This window comes from uncultured Campylobacter sp. (assembly GCF_938045225.1).
Lineage (GTDB): Bacteria > Campylobacterota > Campylobacteria > Campylobacterales > Campylobacteraceae > Campylobacter_A.
This window is the reverse complement of sequence record NZ_CALINL010000304.1, coordinates 1-1,489: the sequence shown is the minus strand read 5'-3', so window position 1 is coordinate 1,489 and position 1,489 is coordinate 1. Positions and strand designations below refer to the sequence as shown.

Annotated in this window: 1 protein-coding gene and 1 pseudogene; both read right to left on the bottom strand. The window is 50.8% G+C overall.

Annotated features, from left to right (window positions below):
• A pseudogene (locus Q0200_RS11030) lies at positions 1-476 on the bottom strand (malate dehydrogenase); the annotation flags it as partial.
• A gap of 12 nt (positions 477-488) precedes the next feature.
• On the bottom strand, positions 489-1,489 hold a 1,001-nt coding region (locus Q0200_RS11025), incomplete at its 5' end, for an NADP-dependent isocitrate dehydrogenase (RefSeq protein ID WP_297941146.1).

Here is a 1,489-nt window from a genome sequence, read left to right as displayed (position 1 = left end):
GTTTTTTGAGAGATCTCGTATTTTAGGCGCGCGGAGTCTAGCTCGCCGGCCATCCCCAGCACCCTACTTTTATCAAAGCCGCTTGTTTTATAGACTAGATACGTGAGCGCGTCAAGCGGGTTGGTTACGTTTATGATGATGCAGTTTGGGGCAAATTTGGCGATTTTCTCCACCGTGCCTTTTACGATGCCTGCGTTTTTTAGCAGCAGATCTTCTCTAGTCTGCCCCTCTTTTCTAGGGCTTCCGGCTGTTACGACCACGATGTCGCTATCCTTAACTAGCTCAAAATCATCACCGCCGGCAACGCTAACATCCAGACCGAAAATCGCCGCGCTCTGAGATAGGTCGATCGCCTTTGCGCGCGCCACGTCGCCAAAAATATCGACTAGCGCAATATCGTCTGCGATGCCTCTTAGCAAAATAGCACTAGCCGCGCTTGCGCCTACGTTTCCGGCTCCGATAACTGAAATTTTCATTTTTTTCCTTTTTTATAAAATTTGGTTTTGTAAAATTTGATTAAACGTCGCACTCGGCCTCATTGCCGCGCTCGCCTTTTTATCGTCTGGCTTATAGTATCCGCCGAGATCAACCTTTCGTCCTTGCGCCGCGTTTATTTGGGCCACTATCGCGCTCTCGTTTTGCGCGAGATTTTGGGCGGCGAGTTTAAATTTGTCGCCCAGCTGCGTACCGCTAGCGGCAAGCTCGCTCGCCCAGTAAAGCGCGATATAAAAATGGCTCGTGCGCGTATCTAGCTGCCCCACTTCAAACCGCGGAACCTTGTTTTCTTTTAGATAGCGCTCTACGGCCGCGTTTAGCGTATCTGCTAAAATTTGCGCCTCAGGGCTTTGCTTAAAGCCGGTTAACTGCTCAAGACTAGCGCCCAGAGCCAAAAACTCGCCCAAGCTATCCCAGCTTAGATGATTTTGCTCCAGTAGCTGCTCGGCGAGCCTTGGCGCGCTGCCTCCGGCTCCCGTCTCAAAGATACTTCCGCCCTCTAGTAGCGGCACGATAGAGAGCATCTTGGCGCTGGTTTCAAGCTCCAATATCGGAAAAAGATCGGTCAGATAGTCGCGCAAGACGTTCCCCGTGACGCTGATGCAGTCCTTGCCACATCTCATGATCTCAAGCGACTTTTTGCAAGCCGCAGCCGGAGGCATGACCTCTATATCAAGCCCACCGGTACCAGCGCTTGCTAGCTGCGCTCTTACTTTTTTTAGGATTTCTCGGTCGTGAGCCCTGTTTTCGTCCAGCCAAAATATCGCCTTTTGTCCCGTGATTTTCGCGCGTTTTAGCGCTAGCTCGACCCAGTTTCGAACGGCGACGTCTTTGACCTGCGTCATCCTAAATATATCGCCTTTTTCTAGCTCAAATTTAAATAAAATTTCGCCTTTGGCGTTTAGCACGCGCGCCTCGCCCGCTTCGCTCATCACGAAGGTTTTATCGTGACTACCGTACTCCTCGGCCTTTTTAGCCATTAGACCTACATTTG